Here is an 18391-nt window from a genome sequence, read left to right as displayed (position 1 = left end):
AGCACCTTCGACGGGTGGCCGGAAACCTAATGCTATTTGAGATTCCTTACTTACTGGGTCGGTGTCGACTTGGTCAAACTCCCTATATATACGTCGCCTACCTGGTAGTTCGTCGTAGAGACAAGGTTGACGTTCCAGGACTGACCGCTCTCGTCCGTACCAAAAAGAAACACATTATAGGCGTTTTGACCATTCAACTGAGTGAGTTGAACACTTTGGACTGTTAGTTCCATTTTCATTCTCCCTTCACCGTTGCTTCATTACTGTTCAGCTAGGAAGCTGATTCCATCAAGGGATACCCAGTTCCCGAACGCACCTCCACCATTTAACGTCACGGTCCCTGATGACGCGATGTCGATCCGCTGAATCGCTCCCGAAGACATTGTGGTGAAGACGAGAGTCGCGCTTGGACGGAAGCCAGCGGGTAACGTGAAGATGGTGGAACCCGCTGTCCCGATTCTACCTAGTCCTGTTAGATGAACAATGCCCATAGCATCCTTGTAATACTGAACGTTTCGGTATCCACTTCCATAGTTCGTGAAGCCATTTTGGAACGTTGGAGTTTGGTAACTGCTTGCTCCGTCCTGTCGCGAGATCGTTCCGCCAACTGTGAGGTTCGACGACATGACGACTGGCGTATATATGTCGAATTCGAAGGAAGTCGCGCTGTTTGTGTCCCAGTTATTCGCCGTGAACGCGGCCAGCTCGATAGCTTGTGTGGCCGTCATGATACTGCTCCCCCAGGCCATGAAGCCCAGAGATTCAATGTCGTTTGTGCTAATCGCCGAATTCCCGAATGTCCCCATGTGGAAACCGTTCGGATTCAGACTGATATCGCCGAAGATAAGTCGCGTATTCGGAAGACTAGCCGTCTTGAACTGTTGTTGAAGCTTGATCTGATAGCCGATCGTCGATGAATTGATCGTCGCGTCCTCGACCGTGACATTCTGGAATGTTCCTGCGCCGTTTACAGTTATCCCAGTGCTGTCCATCGTGACGATCTGGTTACCATTCTCGTCCTCAAGCACGGCTGTTCCATTACCGTTCGAAGGTCCACCAAGCGCTAACGTTCCGCCCTTAATGGCCCCAGCATCGACTGTCCCAGCTTTGATGACGCCGCCGTCGATGGAGACAATCTGTTCTGCTGTGATCGCCGGTCGCAAGACAATGTTGTCGAAGTAGACGGTACCGGCCCCAACTGCAGCCGCAGGAGAGTGAACAATAACCAGGACACGGACATAAGCAACGCCGGAAGGTACCGCGATAGTCCCGGAATTCGTCGTCCACGTGGTATTCGCATCGGTCCATCCGGTGATCGAATGATATCCATTTGCGGTCTTATTCTGATCCGCCGTTTGCAGACCGACTGTAATGGCTGAAGTAGCCGTACCGACTACAGCCGCGTCAGCTTGCATAAAGTAGACGTCGCCGACATTGACCGGGATCCAGGTCGAAGTATAGAGGTTATAGGCCGTGTTCGATGCAGTCGGAACCGGAACAGATAATACATTCAGCCCTCGATTGCCGGTGTACCCTGAAGCGCCGGTCGTCGGGACACCGGAAGCTGTAGACGATACCACAGTTGGCGTACTGCCGTCCGTAACAGTCCAGCCAGTCGGTGCAGATCCGGCCGAGTCTCCTTCAAACGTGCCATTGTCGATCATGTTTGCCAGGTTCCCGATAAGCAGCTTGTCCGTTGTGATGGAACCAGCCGCGATCTGTGCAGCTGTGACCGTCGCAGCCTGGATCTGGCCGCCGTTGATCTTCGTCGTCCCGGCATAGCTCCAACCGGAGATCGTCGATGCAGCAAGTCCATTCACAGCCTCTGTGTCCTTCGCAGTGTTCGAGCTGGTAACGTCCCCAACCAAAGTCCAGTCTGTCGAAGTGTAGTTCCCCGCCGCACGCGCCGTGGTACAGATATAGACTGCATTGGTCGCCTGATATATGTCCCCGACGTTATAAGGCGGGACCGGCTGACTGGTGAACGTCTGAGCCTTACTATTCGCTGTGGTCTGTGCATTCGTCGCGGCCGCCTGTGCAGCTGAAGCAGTTGACGAAGCGCTGTTAATGTTGCTGATTACTATTGCGGCCGGTGTTCCATTAACCGCGGCCGTGTCAGCTGCCGTGTTATTCGCGGTCACATCGGCCCCAGCCTGTGCAGGCTTCAATTCTTCAACCGTAAGACCATCGCTATACACCAGCTCACCAGCCGCCGTCGGCGTACCTTTTTCCCAAGCTGATCCGTTCCAGCGCTTCAGGACATTAGGGACCGTCGAAATGTCGAGCCACAAATCATCAATGAGCGGAGAAGTCGGGGCAGTATCGCTTTTGATAATCTTCTTCTCAGCCGAGGCCTTCGCCGCAGTAATGCGCTGATTCAGAGTGTTGATCTCATTGATGCTGTCAGCGATCACCGGAATAAACTGCCCTAGGAGCGTGTCCGAGTATTGCGGCTTAGACTTTCTGCATTTGAGTTCAGTTCCATATTTTATTCGACTATGGGTGACTTTCCCCATGGGCACTTACTTCATTAGACGGGGACTGGTCGGTTAAGCACCATCTTTAGCACGTTGCCCAGTTTATATGACCGTATTTGAATATCTTAAGCAGATTATGGCACATGGTAACTAACGACCATTCTCCTCTGACCTTCTCAAGGCTTCGAAGTGAGAATTGGTCGAATCGTCGACAACCCTTAATTTGACCGTACACAGGCTCTACGATAGCCTTGCGTCTCGCGTAGACGGCACGGCCCTTCTTTGTTTTTAGTTTCCGAGTCATACGTTGCTTAATGGTGTAGTGTTTCGGTATTCGTCCTCTCGGTGACTCAGGCACTTCATTGTGCTTTTGACGACCTGTTGCGATGTATGGGTCAATTTCTTTCTCTTGAAGCCATGTCACGTCGTCTTCGGCAAAGTAGCCAGCATCACATGAGATTTTGTGCATCGTCGCTTTCGTATTCTCCGCCGTCATTTCGACCATTGTACGCAGGACACCGTGGTCATTTGTGTGGTCTATAACATCTGTTGCAACAATGATTTGGTACTCTTCATCGACGACAGCCTGCACATTGTATGCTTGGATAAAGCCGTCTTTCGATTTCATAATGCGAGATTCCGGATCCGTGAAGTTGCGTTGAGCCTTGTCCTCCGGAACACCTGCGAGATGACTCTCCTTGCGTGGACGACCGCGTTTCCTGGCGCCTGTCTGGTTGGTGGGGCCGTTGTCATCGTCCTTCTTGTCTTGTTGTTCGTCTTTCTGTTGCTGTTGTTCCACTCTTTCCTTGGCCTCTTTCTCCAGAGAGGACATTGCTTCCTGAATTTTTGCCAACCGGGTCTCTCTACGGGCTAACTCTTCAGGGAGTTCATCGCCCATGGTGTTACCGTACTTTTTATCTTCACTATGGTCGGTGCGTTCAGCCTGCTGCGTAAGCTCGGCGATTTCTTGGCGGAGTCGTTGCTCTTGCTGCTTCATCCGCTCGTAACTCATCGCTTTATGTTTGGATGCGTTTGCCCGAATCTTGCTGCCATCCAGCGATACATGCCCGAGCTTAACCATCCCTGCATGTTGGGCAATCTTCAAGACTTCCAAGAAAAGTTCTTTGAAGGTGACCAAATGGCGTTTCCGAAAATCACTGATTGTCCGGAAATCCGGGAACTGATTTGCGGACAGGACTCGGAACGCCACTACATCCTGACAGGCCTTTGCGATCTTTCTGGAAGAGTACATGCCTGTGCAATATGCGTAAACCAGAATCTTCAATAACATTGCCGGGTGGTACGGGGGAAAACCTCGCAGTTCTTGTTCGTACTGTTTTGTAATGATGGAGATATCGATATGATCGACCACATCACTGACAAAGTTCGCCAGGTGGCCGTCAGGTAGCCATTCATTTAACCCCGGTGGTAGTAGAATGAGTTGGTTCGGGTCGTAGTCACGAAACTTTTTTCCCAAGATTCGAAGCCTCCACTGTGAATACCAATACAGGGGACTTCGTTATTGATCCGGAAATTTCCTTTTACAAAATACCCTGAATCCGTGACGTGGATTTTCAAGAGGACGACAAAAATCGCGTGAAATCAAGTAAAATGGCGCTATCAGATGGACGAATCTACCTCACCTACTTGGTGGTGCCTTCATGCGTTTTGTGATCGAAGAGTCAGATGAAATATTGACATCCCATTCTGGACTTGCTCTGGTTGGACTGCTCCTTGGCAAGACTCAACTATCCGCACGTCTCAATGCCCTCCCTGTCCCAGGGCGCGCGTATACGGAAATTTCGAATCGAGATGTTGCCTACGCCTACCTGGGCCTCTTGTGTCAGGGGAAGAGCGACTTTGACCACATTGAGCCGTTGCGTCAGGATGAGTTCTTCCCTGAAGCGCTGACCATTTCCAATGTACCGTCGAGTCCAACACTACGCCAACGCCTGGATCTCGTAGCACCCGAAGAAAAATGTGACTGGCAATCGGTTATCCTCGAAGAATCAGCTGACCTATTGAGCAAGGTGGGCGTGTACCTTGCACCCATTGTACTGGGGGATGGGCATCGTGAATATCTACCGCTTGACATTGATGTATCCCCATTTGACAACTCAGGAACCAAGAAGGAGGGCGTGTCTCGTACCTATAAAGGGTGCGACGGATACGCGCCGATTTTCGCTTACTTAGGACAGGAAGGATACGCCGTTCACGTAGAGTTCCGAACGGGAAGTACACATTGTCAAAAGGGGACCGCCGCGTTTCTGGCTCAGAGTATCCGCTATGCTCAACGAATTTCGGACAAGCGCCTACTCGCACGCTTAGATGCGGGAAATGACAGCGTAGAAAACTTAGTCGTATGCAGGGCCGACGAAACCTCGGCCGACTTTATCGTGAAGAAGAACCTACGTAAGGAGAACCCGAATGCGTGGTTGCTGACGGCTGAGCAACACGGTACCTACACAGAGCCCCGTGCAGGGAAGAAGGTGTACAGAGGGTCCATCCTGTCTCCAATGAAGGGATTAGAAAAACCGGTCCGGATGGTGTTTGAAGTGATTGAACGCACGATCCAGAGCGACGGTCAAGCATTACTCATCCCGAGCATTGAGGTAAACGTCTACGTCACGAGCTTGCCAGAGGCTCCAGAGGTGATCATCGACCTGTATCATGCACATGGAACGATGGAGCAATTTCATAGCGAGATCAAGACAGATTTAGATTTGGAACGGTTGCCCTCGGGGAAGTTTGCAACGAACGACCTTGTCTTGCATTTTGGTGTACTGGCATATAACCTGTTGCGCATCATCGGACAGGAGAGCCTGAGAGAGCAGGATGCACCGATTCGGAAGAAAGCAGAGAGGCGACGCATACGCACCGTGATCCAGAATCTCATCACGCTTGCGGCGAAAATGACGAGACACGCGAGGCAGACACGGCTACGATTCGGACGAGGTAACCGGTGGTTGCCCGTGTTTAGGCGACTATACGAAGCATTTGGATGAAGAAGGGAAAGAGCGTCCGATGTATCCACATGTGAATGCATCCCTGAAACGAAGGGGTTATTCACCTGTGGACAAATTCACAGACTCCTCTCTTCACATGCAAAAATGAACCACTCTGTTGACTGCTCGCCGACGCTTGGAGTCATGTTCAAAACTACCTTGACCAGTCCCTACAGACGTCACGGATTCAGGAATACTTCAGGGATTACTCGGACACGCTCCTAGTGTAGCAGTATCTTGGGTAGAATCGCTGTACGAGAGATCTAACCCGACCACGCGAGCAGTGAAAAGCAAAGGAGGCTGAAATTCGGTATCACGAATAACAATCGTGTCTCCGAGACGAACGCCGTCCCCAAGCAAGACCATATCCACGGCATAAGTGATCGAGGGAGTTTTCTGTGTTTGCAGAGCGTTGTAGGTATCAAGCAACAGCTGATTCGCATCAGTCTGGTTATCGTCTGAATACAGACCAAAGACATGCTGTCCGTTGCGTCCGTACGTTTGAAGCGCATCTTCGTCGCCGATCCAGTCCTGACCAAGAGGCTTGTCAGCCGGATCACCTTTTGCCTTCGACCATTCGACATCAGCAAAGGTAAGGACGCCGCTGCCGTCGCTCGTGCTCTGCCCCTGGCCGATCAAGGCAGTGACCAGCGTCGACATATCGACCGTCTTCGTAACGCCCTTCATGTTTCTCCGATACTCAAACCGCTCCATCGTGACCGTACCGCGCTTTTTTACAATGTCGATATATCGCCCAGTGATCCTAGCCCCTTGCATCGTTACGCGAAATCTGAATTCGCCGCCCCATGTAGTGCGAATGTCTTGCAATCCCTGATAAACGGTCGTCATTTCGGTAAATGAAAGAGTCTGAGTACCTAAAAACTCCGTGATTCCTCGTTGCCACCGTGTACCATACAATGCACCATCCATCGCCTGCTCGATGGTGTAGCTATTCCAAGTTGTCGGTCGAATATAGTTCCCAATGAGCTCATAAACGGCATTTTCGCATGAAACGTTGTAGTAACGCCCATTGTCGTCTTCGTCTTCCTCAATCGACGTAATCTGAAAGAGAACTAAATTTTTGTCCAGGTCCTGAATCGCAACATATCCATACCCCTCAATGAAGCTCGCTGCCTCATGGTCCGCTGCACAGGAAAAATCATAAGTCAAAGACCCATCAGTTAAACTCTCGCTGTGCTTATCATCCCAGTAAGGACAGCCACCAGGGCTATCGTTTGTGAGTACAGAGCGAAGGTTCTCCTGTGTATCGAAAACCCAAATCAAGCATCATAACCACCTTTCCACATAGGACATGGATACGGTCATTTGGGATGAATCCACAGGAGAGAAGTCGATATCAACTGCCTCATTCGCAGGAATAGAGAAAAATGTACTGGTGGGATCCACGATGTTCATGGCATTTTCGCCGTTTAACGTTACGCTGGCAGCTCCATGGTCAACTACAATCACATCGCCAGCATGAGCGATATATGGGATGTCTGTTGTCGAATCAGAAACAGTCGTTAGATCCCTCACCTGCACCCGGTCAACTTGCAATGTGGTGACCGTATTGGTGCCATATTGAGCAACAGCTACCTGGATGGTAGCAAGTGGATTCATGATTGAGCTGCCTGTATCCGTCCATGTTGTCGTTCTGGTTGCGTAAAACTTGGCTGTTGAGCTGTTGTATTTCGCGATATGCCCCGTCCACTTATTGCCTTGGCGGATGATGCGTAACACCCCATAGAAATCATTCCATGTCCCTTTTACATCGCCCCATTCGGAGATGATGTTATGCCCGGTACCATCAGCGCCAGCTCGTACTTGCCCCCACATATTCGCGTCGTTGTTCCATGAATCAGTGAGCGACATCTTCCCGATGGATGCGCCATTTGAATCACGCAAATACACCTCTACGCGACCCATGTCTTTCTTTGAGCCGGTGTTAGTGTTGAATACCCACACATCGACTTGGAAGTCTTGAATGGTGTTGCTCAAGGATTTAGCCACACTAGGTCCGTGCCACCCTGATCCAGATCCATATGAACTAGCTATGAAGTGATTGCCATCACTCTCCATAGTTCCATCCTCTGTGCCATATTCGACTGTGTTATATACATTCCAGCCTGTGATGGTACTGCAGGTGTCATCCATTACAAGTGGATTAGTATCGACCTTTGTCTGGGAACCGTCAGCCATAGCTGGAGTACCGAGCAATATGTAATCATCACCGTTTGAGTATGCGATGAATTCCAGGTCTGCCTGGGCAGTTATAGTCAATACCGGAAAAGCTTCAGCGGTACCTTGATTAGCAACGGTATTCACTTCTGTAACATCAATCGTCGGTGTAACCGTGGCCCCATAGGCATATGGATCCGGGCATGTAAAGGTAAGTGTCCCGGAGCCCAGCGCCGCAACCGCAGTGAGGTCTGTGCTTCCATCGAGGACGGCATAATACGTTTTGTCCGGCTCATCCGGAAGGACTAAAGACTTCGGGATAGATGGTTGCAGCCAAGCTGCAAGAGCCCGCGCTTTACTCCTCAGGTCAGCCACGGATGCCGCCGGTAGAGAAATGTCTATGGTAATTTGGCGCACGCCTTGATCAGAACGATAGAAGTACGCGCCCGGCCTTCCCGGTACCGCCTGAGTTACGGATGATAAAGGAGGAAGTACAGTAATGTTCGACGTTAAGTACCGTATCCCCATCGAGTCACAAGAGACGCCATCATAGGTGAATGTCTTCATCAATTCGGCCTCCCTTGTGCTCGTGCTTTCGCCTTACGCTGTTTCTCGAGATCCTGTGCGGAATATACAGCAACCTGTTTGCCGATCATTTTGCTGTCGAGGTATACCGGCATTGTGACCGATACTCCACCCATGCCCGCGCCCGTAACAGTCCCCAATGCCTGAGCAATGGCCTGTGCAAACGGGATCATCTGCTTGCCTGACAAGGGAACGACAGCCTCAGTTCCTGCTTCACCGACACCGATGATAGACGGTCCATCAAAAACGCCACCAGTCTTGTACCAATCGACATTAAGAGTAGGATATGGGACGTTAACCCCGGCGATTTTCTTATGCCCTTCTCCAAAGTCAAAGTGTGGTAACGGAATATGGATATTTCTAAAGCCTGTCACGAGACCATTGATGATTTGCCGTCCGTAGCTTGCCATTCGCCCAGGTAGTCCACTGAACCATGATAGTAGCCCTTCAAACTTGCTTTTTACGGATTGGACAGCTGACTCAATGGCGTTTTCAATTGCCTGTTTCGTGTTGGTGAAGGTGGATGAGAAGAGAGCGCGGATATTTCCCAAAATCCCTCGGACAGAAGAGAGTAATCCGGACAGTTTCGAGCCGACACTCGAAACCATACTGGAGATCCGTCCAATCGTATTGCTGTAAATCCAATCGAAGGCCGTTTTGAATCCGTTCCTAATCGCACCTAACCCTGAACTTGCAAGAGATGCAAGGCGTGACATGGCCCCGCCAAATAAATCCCCAAACAGCGGCTTAAGCAGCTTAAACAGAGCCAGGATCTTTCCGCCGATAAAGAAACTGAATAAGTTCCAAGCCAAGTCTAGTGCATTTTTCAGTAAATCAACGATATCACTCCAGAGCCCTTTCCAGTTTCCAGTGAAGAGGTCTGCAAAGAGCTTAATCACATCGAGGATAATGTTGATGGATTCACGAATCATAGCGACCAAAGTCTTTAAGGTACTAACAACTATGACTTAATGAGCGGCCATACCGCATTGAATATACTGAGGATGACCGACATCACGTTTCTGATTGCTAGGCTTATTTCTGGCCAGTTTGTCTTGAAAAACGTAACGATTTGGGCGAATGCGGCTTTAAATTGAGGGGCTACATTCGAATAGGCCTCTTTAATCAAAGACATCACATTCTCAAATGCCTGGCTAATGGACGGAGGTATATTCATGGCTTGCATAAATCCAGTAAACTGACCCTCGTGTCCGGTAATAAGCCCAACAATTGCATGAATAGCCCCGCCTACATCTTCGAGGGCTTTTGCCGCTACGGTTCCAGCCCCCTTAAACGAGGCAAAAAACGCAGACACTTTCGCTCCAAGAGTACTTCCAAATGCATCTTTAATGTCCTGGATTGATCCTTTCATTTGGTCGAAGAAGTACTCAACACCGATTTGCATCGACTTGGGGAACAAATTGACAAACGCTTGTCCAGGATTGGACGCTGAAATGACACCAACTACAGACGCTATCCCATTTGCCATCTTCGTAAGAACTGGCGATAAGAGGCCACCAATCTTTATAGAGGCAGATTCAAAGGCACCCTCCATTTGTTGGACAGCGCCCTTAAGGTTGTTATTCATTTGCGATGCCATTTTCGCAGCTGCACCATTCGAATTCTCGAACGCTCTCGTAAGGGCATCGATTTTGGCTGGAGATGCCGCGACTATGGTCATCATCCCTGACATAGCGTTCTGACCGAAGATAGCCGATGCAGCTTGCAACTGCTGAGCCTGTCCGAGATGTTGAAACTTATCATGCATCTCTTCAAGAATGGTATTGAACGGTACCATCTTCCCCTGAGAATCTTTCGTAGCGATCCCCAGCGATTGAAGAGCCTTCGCAGCGGCCGCCGGTGGCGCGGCTAATCGAGTAAGAGCTTCACGCAAAGCAGTACCTGCGTCACTGCCTTTAATGCCTGCGTTACCCATGATGGCAATATCAGCAGATAAGGCTTCAAGACTGACGCCCGCGGACTTAGCGAGAGGCGCTGCATATTGTAGCGTCTGCCCCATGTCTCCAATGCTAATGGTCGAGGCGTTTGCAGCTGCTGCCATTACGTCGGCAATGTGACCCATGTCGCTGGCCTTCATGCCAAATGCGGACATCGTCGATATCATGATCTGTGAAACAGAATCAAAATCCTCGCCTGCTGCAGCTGCAGCGTTTAAGATGCCGGGCATCGCAGCCATAGTTTGCTGAGCCGTGAAACCAGCTGCAGCCAGATCGGCCATACCGTTCGCCGCATCACTCGCAGAGAATACGGTTGATGAGCCTAGCTGGATGGCCTGATTTCGTAACTCCTGCAGTTGCTGCCCTGTTGCACCGGATAGGGCTTGGACTTTAGACATGGTCGCTTCAAAGTCCATCGATGTGGAAATGAGCCCTTTTATTCCTCCAGTCAGAGCACCAATGCCTTCATATACGGCGCTGAACACTAAGCTGGATTTAACGATTGCCCCGAGACTCGCCAAGCGGCTGCCCAACGATGATGATGATTCTCCCAGGTCCTTCATCTTTCCGGAACTACCATCCAGCCCTTCAGATGCGGTGCGTAGCTGAGTTTCCATCTTCGCTAGTTGCTCGGTATATTGATTCAGCTTAATTCGGTTGTTGTCGATGGCCTTATCATCAGACTGAAGTGTTTGTATCTTGGCCTTTTCTTGAGCCTCAAGTTTTGCGATGGTGTCGGCTAGCTTTTGGGCCTGCTCGGAGTTTTTCCCCATCGATGAGGATACGTCATTATATTCGCTTCTGACTGCCTCAAGCTTGGTACGTATGTCGTGTAAAGCTTGTCCATGCTTACTCGACTTTTGTACTGCATTGTCGATAGAACTCTGGAGCAAATCGATTTTCTGTTTCTGAAGCGTGATCTGCTGAGAAAGTGAGTCAGTCTTCAGTTTCACCAGGTCACTCGCGGACCCGAAATCGCTGAGCTTCGCCGCCGAGGCTTTGAATTCAGACTGAACAAGCTTCATCTGGCGGTTAATATTCGAGATACCAGCATTGAAGTTATCCATGTTCAGGCCCAGCGAGACAAAAATGTTACCTACCTCTTGAGACATTCACTCACCTCCTCATCAGAACAACTGGTCAATATATGCGACCGGTTCAGACGCAAATGGGACTGAAACCTTCTTTTTGCTGTGCGCGCAAAGCTCAAAATAAAAATGGACGTCCATCTCATCGATTTGAGATAGCGTCCATCCTCTTTCTATTAAGTTCAAGTACATATCTTTCAGAACATCCGAGGGATCCCTACGGTCATCAGAGGATCCCTCGTTTACGCGTTTGGGTCTTCTGAACCGTCCTCTTTCGTACCCATAACCTCCTGCAAGCACCGTGCAACCTCTGGGAATAGCTCTTTATTCGATAGCCCATTGTACACGTCATCACGGGTAAACTGACCCTCAAATACATCCACAATGAAGTCGACCATCTTATCCAAATCATCGACTTCGATATCCTCTTCAGCTTTGGCGTCCATCGTCTTTTGCAGCTCAAGGGCCCTCCTCAGCATCATCCCTTTGATGTACGGTACCCTAAACGTCCTTTTGTCTTTTCCATTACGAAGCTTAATCTCCATAAAGTTCCCTCCTCACGAAAAATAGAGGGCTCACTCCCTCTGATTATTAGGTTCCTGTGGTCCCACTTGTTCCGCCCGGAACTGTGGTGAACCATGTAGACCCAGTCGTGAATGACGCTGTATCTTCGTCTGCAATCGCTTGATATGCGCTGTCATAAGCCCGCATGACGAAAGTACCTGTAATACTGGGCTGCTGGTACGACGTTTGCCCGTTCTGAGTCTGATAATCATCTTCGGGAGGGGCGAATTGTCCCTTGAGCAACCAAACATATCTGTACTTCCCATTCGACTTACGAGAACGAAAACCAAAGGCAACATATGGAGCGACGTCTGTGGTTTTTTCTAGAATCACACCGTCATCGCCCATTGTGTGGCCTAATAATGCCGCTCGTACCTCCATTGGGAGGTCAGCCAGCTGAATGGTTACATCAACTTCGCCAATTGTACTGGAGGTGTCGATAGGACCATCATCAGCGTACAACGTCGCCGAATTTGTTTTCGGGCTGATCTTTGCACTGACTGCTTGCTTTGAAATGGCCGTAACAGGGCCATACGTAACGCCTGTGTCATCGTCTTTTGTAAGGAGCGCATAGTGCATATCACTTAAGCCGACAACTGCACCAGACATATTTATCCCTCCGTTTGTACCGTCGCCATGTATCTCAGGGCTTTGTGGTACGTTTGTACGTCATCTTCATAAAACTCCGCTGAGCCAGTTCGATAAAAGCCGATGGTATTCATCAGGGTATCAACTTGGTCCGCAATGGCCGCAAAACTGCCCTTTGTCCAAACATCAACCTGGAACTCAATCCGGCTCATCAGTTCCTCATCATCAGCGAAATCAGATGCAAAGTTGGTTATCTCGAAGAATGTAATTCTCGGAAACTCTTCAGCATTAGGAGCCTTCACACGATATACCCGTGGGCCACCTAACATACCAGTTAACGTCTCATCGCCCGTAAGTGTTGATTTGATCGTTGCGCCCATATCAATCACAGGCCCAGTCCCCTTTTCAACTCTTCAGCAATAGCGTTAATGGCGTCCTCGCGCTTTGCGGTCACTGCAGGACCAAGAAAAGGGCGCGCCGCCATCTTGGAAGTCCCCCATTCGAGAAACTTGCCATAGAAAAAGCGCGAATTATCCCCCTTTGTAGGACCCACCTGGACGTATTTTGCGCCATCTTTACTCTTCACACTGCTGACAATGATGTTGTCGGCGAGGTGTTGCTCAGAGTCAGAATCGGATCCATCCGGCTTCTTGGCGGTTTGTCCGCGAATCGGGGGGCGCTTGCTGGCCTCTTCTTGAATAATCTGTGCACCAGCCTTCAAAGCTGCGTTTTGCACACGTGCACCGCGGGCCCCTAGCTCCAACGCCTTCGAAAATAGGCCATCCAGTCCAGATAGATCGATTTGAACGCCATCACTCACTCGTCACCACCTCCCGACAAATCAAAGTGAGCCATTGTCGCAATCCGGTCTCATCAAAGACCGTGACGATCCTATGGGAAACCCCATTGATGACCGCAACACAGTTCTCATCAATGTCCGTCCGAAAACGAATGGTCACTTGTTTATCATTTTCAGCGCCTACGGCTGACGCGGCATAGAATTCACGTCCTTTAACCCCCTGGACCTGAGCCCATACCGTTGCAATGTCGGTCGGGGTATTGACAGCAAACCCGCTATCATCGACTGTTGAAGTCGTGCGTTGAAATGTAACTCTGTGCCGTAGATCACCCGTATGTGTGATCGTCCCGCCACTCATGTCGGCATCACTCTCTCCATCGATAGAAGGGCACGTACTGCAAAATCAATTTCAGCTCCTACAGACGGCCTGTATCCACTAACGACCACCGCTTCACGGTTCTCATACCAGTGAGCAATGAGCATCATCATGGCTTGCTTGACGGACTTAGGTACTGCATCGATGTCTCCGTACCCCGCCACATACCGAATACGCACGCCGTTCACGGGCTGAAGACAGTCAGTCGGCCACCATGTTCCATGCGCAGGAACGACACGGCCCGGTTCAGAATCGGTGTCGACTACGTATGTCGATGGGTCAAGAGTCGTGGTCTTACCGGTGTGATCCGTGTAAGAAATAGATACAACGCTTTGGATCGGCGGCATCAGAAGCCTGATTTCGTTGTGGTGTCGTCGGTGACGGTGATACGGAAATGCAAAGCCGTACATCGGAAACGGGTGGAGATGACCTGGGAAGTGGTCCATTGTTATCTCCAACGTTTGTGTGATGTAGGCCCGATTCTGATAGCCCTGACAGTACTCTCTCGCAGCAACAATCAACGCGGTAATCATTGCATCATCTGCATCCGTATCAACACGGAGGTACAGCTTTGCCTCGTCCAGTTCGATCGGCTCACTGGTTGGTTGCGTTACCACTCGGAGCGCCATCGCCTGTGCCACCCTCCGCTTGCTTCAACTCCTGCATCGCCTTTAATGCCTCGAGAGCTTTGTCTTTACCCTGAACCTTGGCGCCGTCAGGAAGCTGATAATATCCTCCACCAAGAGAAATAAGGCCATTTTCATCGGTCCCCGTGGACGCAGAAACTTCTTTACCAATCACCCCGGCTGCACGTAGACGTTCCGCGCGATCATCATCAGCCGAAATGGTGTCTCCCGGTTTGACTAGGTCTCCGGTCTCTGCATTTTTGAACGCTGAAATCACGGTGTATTCCTTCACGTTATCCCTCCTTCTAAGGTCAATAGGGCAGCTATTTTCAGCCGCCCTACCGTCACCTGGTCATTACGCTGCAGGAACATCGAGCACGACATATGGAGATACCGTTGTGGCGCCGTCCTCGAGCGTCATCGGGCCTGTTACCCAAGGCTTACCATCTACGTTCCAGAATACTTTGATCATGGTCTTGTTTTGCTGGAAGAGTACGTGCGGAGAAGCCGCGATAAACGGACCGGAACCGTCCTTGATCAGGTACTTCGAGAAGTCAGCAAGAATTAGATCGCCCTTCGTTCCGAGCGTGGCCGTGCGACCAGTGAAGATGATGGGCATTCCCATCAAAGTGTTCGGAATACCGCGCGTAGCATCGCCACGGATGAAGATGTAGTTACCGATGGCGTCTCGGATCGTCGCCAGTTGAGGGAGAATCGACTGATTCGCAACCCACACAGCCGTACTCTGCGATTCTGCGTACAGTTTGGCAGTCATCTGCAGAATATCCGCGTATGAAATCTGGTTGGCAGCGGCTCGATTTACGGTCATGGTTCCGGGCGCGTTGATGATACCCGTCGGTTTGCCTGTTCCGTCACCACGAAGGAATGCAATATCCTCTGCGGCCATCATAGCGGACGTCAACAGGTTGCCGATGAAAGTTTGAGCAGCTTCCCAGTTACGTAACAATTTATCCGTCGCCACTGTGGTAGCAGCCACTTCATATGGCAGGAGCGAAATCTCCTTGAATTTTGCCGTGGTATCCGGCTTTGCGTCACCTTCGCTAATCCATGCGACTTCAACGCCACCGTAAACTCCATTAGTGCCGCCCTGGTCAAGTGCCGGAATGTTCAATTGAGCATCTGGGGGATCGCCAGCCGGAATTGCATTGGCCCGTGGGCGGACAATTGCCGTTTCCGGTTGGAGTTGCAGTACATCAGTACGATATTGAGGCGGCATGAAGATGGCACCTTCGCCTTCGGTGCTCGTGATGGACAATTCATTTCGGAACGGCATCAGCGCATCCTTGAACGCTTCCGGCACTGCTACGCCACCACTCTGCCCACGAGCCAGACCGTCCAATCGACCCTTCGGATCACCGAAACGGACAGCAGCAACGAATTCTCCAATGTTTTTAAACCCTGCGTCGTCCTTTTTAGCCGTTTGTACATGGTCAAGCGCTGGCCGAAATAGTGTGTTTAGCGGCTTTTCCAAGTTGTTTTCGCGTGCCGAAACCCGTGCTTCACGGTCTTCTTGAGCCTTAACAGCTTCAATTTCAGTGTCCAGAGCCTCGATTTCGGCGTCCCATGCATCGAACTTGGCAATCTCCTCAGGGGTCAAATCGCGTCCCTCTGCTTTCGCCAAATCGAGCAAACTGCGCTGATTTTGGACCTTTTCAGCCCGATTTTGGAGCAAATCCTGTAGTTTTTTCACTGAATCGACCTTCTTTCATTGTTTTTTAGGCGTCTTTCAAATAAAGAAAGCGACCCATTAGGTCGCTTTCCTGTCGAGCTGTTCTTTGAATTGTCGTCTTCCCGCTCCCATGGAGGTGTTTCACCGAATTGCTTGTAGTGGTGTCCAAGCTCGTCCTGCACTTTTGGCACGTCCACCTCTGGAATATCAGCTTGAGACAACCGCTCTGCAGCTGCCACTACACCTTTCCAAACGACATCCCCATCGGAGGCTCGATGATGGGGTAACTTCAGATCCGCGAAGGATGCCGGAGGCATTTCTTTCGCCCAAGCGTAGTGACCGGCAATGTAGTTCTTCTCCTGGTCGGTCAAATCAGACCATGCTTTGTTAGTGAAGTCACTCAAACTTGGGGCTGACCAGTCTGCATCTTTGGGAGCAAGTTCCTCGGACACATCAGGTGGAACCACACCATTCTTTACGGTCGGGACAGAAGCGACGATGACCTTCGGCTGTGAAGCCACGACGACTTTCGGTGCGTTTTTATACGCCGAAAGATCCATCTCCAGTCCATTCATGATGAGCTTTCCGCCTTGCATGGACGCAGCAATCTCTTTCGATTCTTCAATCTGGTCTGCAAATCCGTACGCCACGGCCTCTTCAGCGGTCAGCCAGGTCTCGGCATTCAGTAAGGCGATGATGTCATCGTCTGACATGCCGGTTTTGTTCTGATATGCCGCAATGAGACTCACCCGGATCTGGTCCAGGTCATCAGCAAGTTTGCGGAAATCATCCGAGTTGCCCATGGCGATTGTCCATGGATTGTGAATCATCATCATGGCGTTGCGTGGCATGGATACCGTATCTCCGGCCATTGCGATGACAGACGCTATACTCGCAGCCAAACCATCAATGTGGACGTGAATCTGAGCCGGATTCCGCTGTAACATCGAGTGAATGGCTTGTCCCGCGAAGACGTCTCCTCCAGGGCTATTGATGTACACGTCAATCACCGGCACATTACCGAGTGCAGACAAGTCTTGCTGAAACTGCTGCGGCGTCACCTCATCGCCCCACCAAGTAGTGCTGTCGATGGGTCCATAGAGATACAGCTCTGCATTTCCTGTTTGAGCATCATTTCGAAAATCCCAAAACTTTTTACGGGCTTTTGACACTTTGTTCACCTCCTCCGCCGGACCGCAAAGGTTGTGTTGCGGCATGGGCTGTGGACGTAGCAACCATGGCCCCATTGACGAGATAAGCAGTGCCAGCATCTCCGTCAATCGGGTTCAACTCCTCCATTGCACGCCATTCGTTCGCATTAATAACGCCGTTTTGGCGTTGCACTGCGAGGCCTTGTTGACGACTGAGATAGTCACCACGAAGTAACCCCTCGACGTTAAACTTTGCATAGTAACCTTGCTGCCTATCCTTTTTCGATAGCAATTTGGCGTTAATCGCGTTTTCCCACTTCGTGATATAGGGGAGCAAAGAATACATAACGAACTCGAGCGACTGCTGCTCAATATTGTTGTTGGTGGCCCTATCAAGGTTCGCAATCATATGGGGTGGAACTCTAAATAAGCCACAGATATCATCACGGTTCATTGCCCGCGACTCGACGAATTGGGCATCCGTGAGCGGCATCGGAATCCGGCTAAACTTTGCGCCGCCCTCGAGGATAAGTGGCTTCCACGAGTTGTGCATCCCAGCCCCACGTTCCTCAAGATCTTCTTTGAAGCGTTGATATGCTGGGTCGCTCATTTCGTTTGGCACTTCAACGACTCCACCCACATTCATGCCTTGACCGTAGAATCGCGCCGCGAATTCCTCTGCAGCAATGCCAAGGCCAATAGATTCAGCCGTCATTCGAATCGGCGAATAACCCATAATGCCATCAAACCCAAGACCCGGTACATGAAATACCTTTTCGGCTGGATAGATGTAGGTCTGGCCCCGGTCGGTGATGCGATACTTGATCTTCATGTCAGCGTAATCCCGGAAAGGTTGGCAAGCGGTCCAAGGGACCGGGTAAATGTCGACGACATTCCCTTTTCCGTTTAACGTGATGACCGAATAACAGTTCCCAGACAGCACAAGATGCCCCATTTGCGCCTCACGCCATGTGGATGTGTTCATCTCATCGTTCGGTTGGAAGTTAATCAGGTCATACAGCGGATGATCCGTGGCCTTGTTCGCACCACCGTTCGGCATGGTCCTATAGACAAACAGCGGTAAAGACGCCAATGTTTCTGCCAGGACACGCACACAACTGTATACCGTAATAAATCTCATGGCGGTTGATTCAGTCACTGCCACTCCAGAATGCACACTACCAAACATATAACGCTCCATGCGCATGTAGAGTTCATCCGGAGTATACGAACCGCTGCTGGCAGCAACTTTCAAGGCCAAATTTGTTACGAATTTCGGTAACTTCACAAATTCCTCACCCCCTTG

The 18391-nt window shown here is 50.5% G+C and carries 18 protein-coding genes; 1 reads left to right on the top strand and 17 read right to left on the bottom strand.

The features are described from left to right. Positions 1-50 precede the first annotated feature (50 nt). From NZD89_RS05250 to NZD89_RS05240, 3 genes are read right to left on the bottom strand one after another with little or no spacing between them, the layout of a single operon-like run. Complete coding sequence (locus tag NZD89_RS05250) at positions 51-233, bottom strand: hypothetical protein (RefSeq protein ID WP_268006710.1); 183 nt, start codon at positions 231-233, stop codon at positions 51-53. Positions 234-260: 27 nt separating this feature from the next. After that, entirely contained in the window at positions 261-2516 is a 2256-nt protein-coding gene (locus tag NZD89_RS05245) for an autotransporter outer membrane beta-barrel domain-containing protein (protein ID WP_268006709.1), read from the bottom strand. Between the two features lie 46 nt (positions 2517-2562). After that, positions 2563-3954: an IS1182 family transposase gene (locus NZD89_RS05240; RefSeq protein WP_431308595.1), complete on the bottom strand. Its 1392-nt coding sequence runs from the start codon at positions 3952-3954 to the stop codon at positions 2563-2565. Positions 3955-4138: 184 nt separating this feature from the next. On the opposite strand from NZD89_RS05240, the gene NZD89_RS05235 reads away from it, so the two are divergent. After that, the gene (locus tag NZD89_RS05235; protein WP_268006312.1) at positions 4139-5482 is read left to right on the top strand and encodes an IS1380 family transposase; all 1344 of its coding nucleotides are present in this window, start codon (positions 4139-4141) and stop codon (positions 5480-5482) included. Positions 5483-5680: 198 nt separating this feature from the next. Here the strand turns inward: NZD89_RS05235 and NZD89_RS05230 are convergent, their stop codons facing one another. The 14 genes from NZD89_RS05230 to NZD89_RS05165 form a co-directional block, all read right to left on the bottom strand. After that, complete coding sequence (locus NZD89_RS05230) at positions 5681-6766, bottom strand: phage tail protein (RefSeq protein ID WP_268006708.1); 1086 nt, start codon at positions 6764-6766, stop codon at positions 5681-5683. Positions 6767-6769: 3 nt separating this feature from the next. Then, the gene (locus tag NZD89_RS05225) at positions 6770-8227 is read right to left on the bottom strand and encodes a distal tail protein Dit (RefSeq protein WP_268006707.1); all 1458 of its coding nucleotides are present in this window, start codon (positions 8225-8227) and stop codon (positions 6770-6772) included. Beyond that, the gene (locus NZD89_RS05220; protein ID WP_268006706.1) at positions 8227-9177 is read right to left on the bottom strand and encodes a phage tail protein; all 951 of its coding nucleotides are present in this window, start codon (positions 9175-9177) and stop codon (positions 8227-8229) included. The genes NZD89_RS05225 and NZD89_RS05220 overlap by 1 nt, the downstream gene beginning before the upstream one ends. Positions 9178-9206: 29 nt before the next feature. After that, entirely contained in the window at positions 9207-11315 is a 2109-nt protein-coding gene (locus NZD89_RS05215) for a phage tail tape measure protein (RefSeq protein ID WP_268006705.1), read from the bottom strand. Positions 11316-11533: 218 nt separating this feature from the next. Continuing rightward, on the bottom strand, positions 11534-11836 hold the full coding sequence (gpG, locus tag NZD89_RS05210) for a phage tail assembly chaperone G (protein WP_268006704.1): 303 nt from the start codon (positions 11834-11836) through the stop codon (positions 11534-11536). Positions 11837-11882: 46 nt separating this feature from the next. Beyond that, complete coding sequence (locus NZD89_RS05205; RefSeq protein ID WP_268006703.1) at positions 11883-12464, bottom strand: major tail protein; 582 nt, start codon at positions 12462-12464, stop codon at positions 11883-11885. 2 nt (positions 12465-12466) lie between these two features. Then, positions 12467-12823, bottom strand: a complete 357-nt coding sequence (gene gp17 / locus NZD89_RS05200; protein WP_268008399.1) for a tail completion protein gp17 — start codon at positions 12821-12823, stop codon at positions 12467-12469. A gap of 5 nt (positions 12824-12828) precedes the next feature. Next, the gene (locus NZD89_RS05195) at positions 12829-13263 is read right to left on the bottom strand and encodes an HK97-gp10 family putative phage morphogenesis protein (RefSeq protein WP_268006702.1); all 435 of its coding nucleotides are present in this window, start codon (positions 13261-13263) and stop codon (positions 12829-12831) included. After that, entirely contained in the window at positions 13256-13600 is a 345-nt protein-coding gene (locus NZD89_RS05190) for a phage head closure protein (protein ID WP_268006701.1), read from the bottom strand. Before NZD89_RS05190 ends, NZD89_RS05195 begins: the two co-directional genes overlap by 8 nt. After that, positions 13597-14247 carry a head-tail connector protein gene (locus NZD89_RS05185; RefSeq protein WP_268006700.1) on the bottom strand — a complete coding sequence of 217 codons (651 nt, stop codon included), beginning with the start codon at positions 14245-14247 and terminating at the stop codon, positions 13597-13599. Before NZD89_RS05185 ends, NZD89_RS05190 begins: the two co-directional genes overlap by 4 nt. Further along, positions 14213-14536, bottom strand: coding sequence for a hypothetical protein (locus NZD89_RS05180; RefSeq protein WP_268006699.1), 324 nt, complete (start codon positions 14534-14536; stop codon positions 14213-14215). The genes NZD89_RS05185 and NZD89_RS05180 overlap by 35 nt, the downstream gene beginning before the upstream one ends. Before the next feature lie 63 nt (positions 14537-14599). Next, entirely contained in the window at positions 14600-15955 is a 1356-nt protein-coding gene (locus NZD89_RS05175; RefSeq protein ID WP_268006698.1) for a phage major capsid protein, read from the bottom strand. Next, positions 15952-17106 (bottom strand): head maturation protease, ClpP-related, encoded by a 1155-nt coding sequence (locus tag NZD89_RS05170; protein WP_268006697.1) that lies wholly within the window; start codon positions 17104-17106, stop codon positions 15952-15954. The genes NZD89_RS05175 and NZD89_RS05170 overlap by 4 nt, the downstream gene beginning before the upstream one ends. Further along, entirely contained in the window at positions 17090-18373 is a 1284-nt protein-coding gene (locus NZD89_RS05165) for a phage portal protein (protein WP_268006696.1), read from the bottom strand. Before NZD89_RS05165 ends, NZD89_RS05170 begins: the two co-directional genes overlap by 17 nt. Positions 18374-18391 lie beyond the last annotated feature (18 nt).

The sequence above is a fragment of the Alicyclobacillus fastidiosus genome (genome assembly GCF_026651875.1).
GTDB classification, from domain to species: Bacteria; Bacillota; Bacilli; order Alicyclobacillales; family Alicyclobacillaceae; genus Alicyclobacillus; species Alicyclobacillus fastidiosus.
Note: the sequence above shows the minus strand (reverse complement) of the source record. Positions and strands in the feature narration are given on the sequence as shown.

Excerpts from the sequence above, each read along its gene's own strand:
- NZD89_RS05250 (WP_268006710.1), bottom strand. The coding sequence starts at position 233 with ATGGAACTAACAGTCCAAAGTGTTCAACTCACTCAGTTGAATGGTCAA.
- NZD89_RS05245 (WP_268006709.1), bottom strand. The coding sequence starts at position 2,516 with ATGGGGAAAGTCACCCATAGTCGAATAAAATATGGAACTGAACTCAAA.
- NZD89_RS05235 (WP_268006312.1), top strand. The coding sequence starts at position 4,139 with ATGCGTTTTGTGATCGAAGAGTCAGATGAAATATTGACATCCCATTCT.
- NZD89_RS05225 (WP_268006707.1), bottom strand. The coding sequence starts at position 8,227 with ATGAAGACATTCACCTATGATGGCGTCTCTTGTGACTCGATGGGGATA.
- NZD89_RS05220 (WP_268006706.1), bottom strand. The coding sequence starts at position 9,177 with ATGATTCGTGAATCCATCAACATTATCCTCGATGTGATTAAGCTCTTT.
- NZD89_RS05215 (WP_268006705.1), bottom strand. The coding sequence starts at position 11,315 with ATGTCTCAAGAGGTAGGTAACATTTTTGTCTCGCTGGGCCTGAACATG.
- gpG (WP_268006704.1), bottom strand. The coding sequence starts at position 11,836 with ATGGAGATTAAGCTTCGTAATGGAAAAGACAAAAGGACGTTTAGGGTA.
- NZD89_RS05205 (WP_268006703.1), bottom strand. The coding sequence starts at position 12,464 with ATGTCTGGTGCAGTTGTCGGCTTAAGTGATATGCACTATGCGCTCCTT.
- gp17 (WP_268008399.1), bottom strand. The coding sequence starts at position 12,823 with ATGGGCGCAACGATCAAATCAACACTTACGGGCGATGAGACGTTAACT.
- NZD89_RS05190 (WP_268006701.1), bottom strand. The coding sequence starts at position 13,600 with ATGAGTGGCGGGACGATCACACATACGGGTGATCTACGGCACAGAGTT.
- NZD89_RS05185 (WP_268006700.1), bottom strand. The coding sequence starts at position 14,247 with ATGGCGCTCCGAGTGGTAACGCAACCAACCAGTGAGCCGATCGAACTG.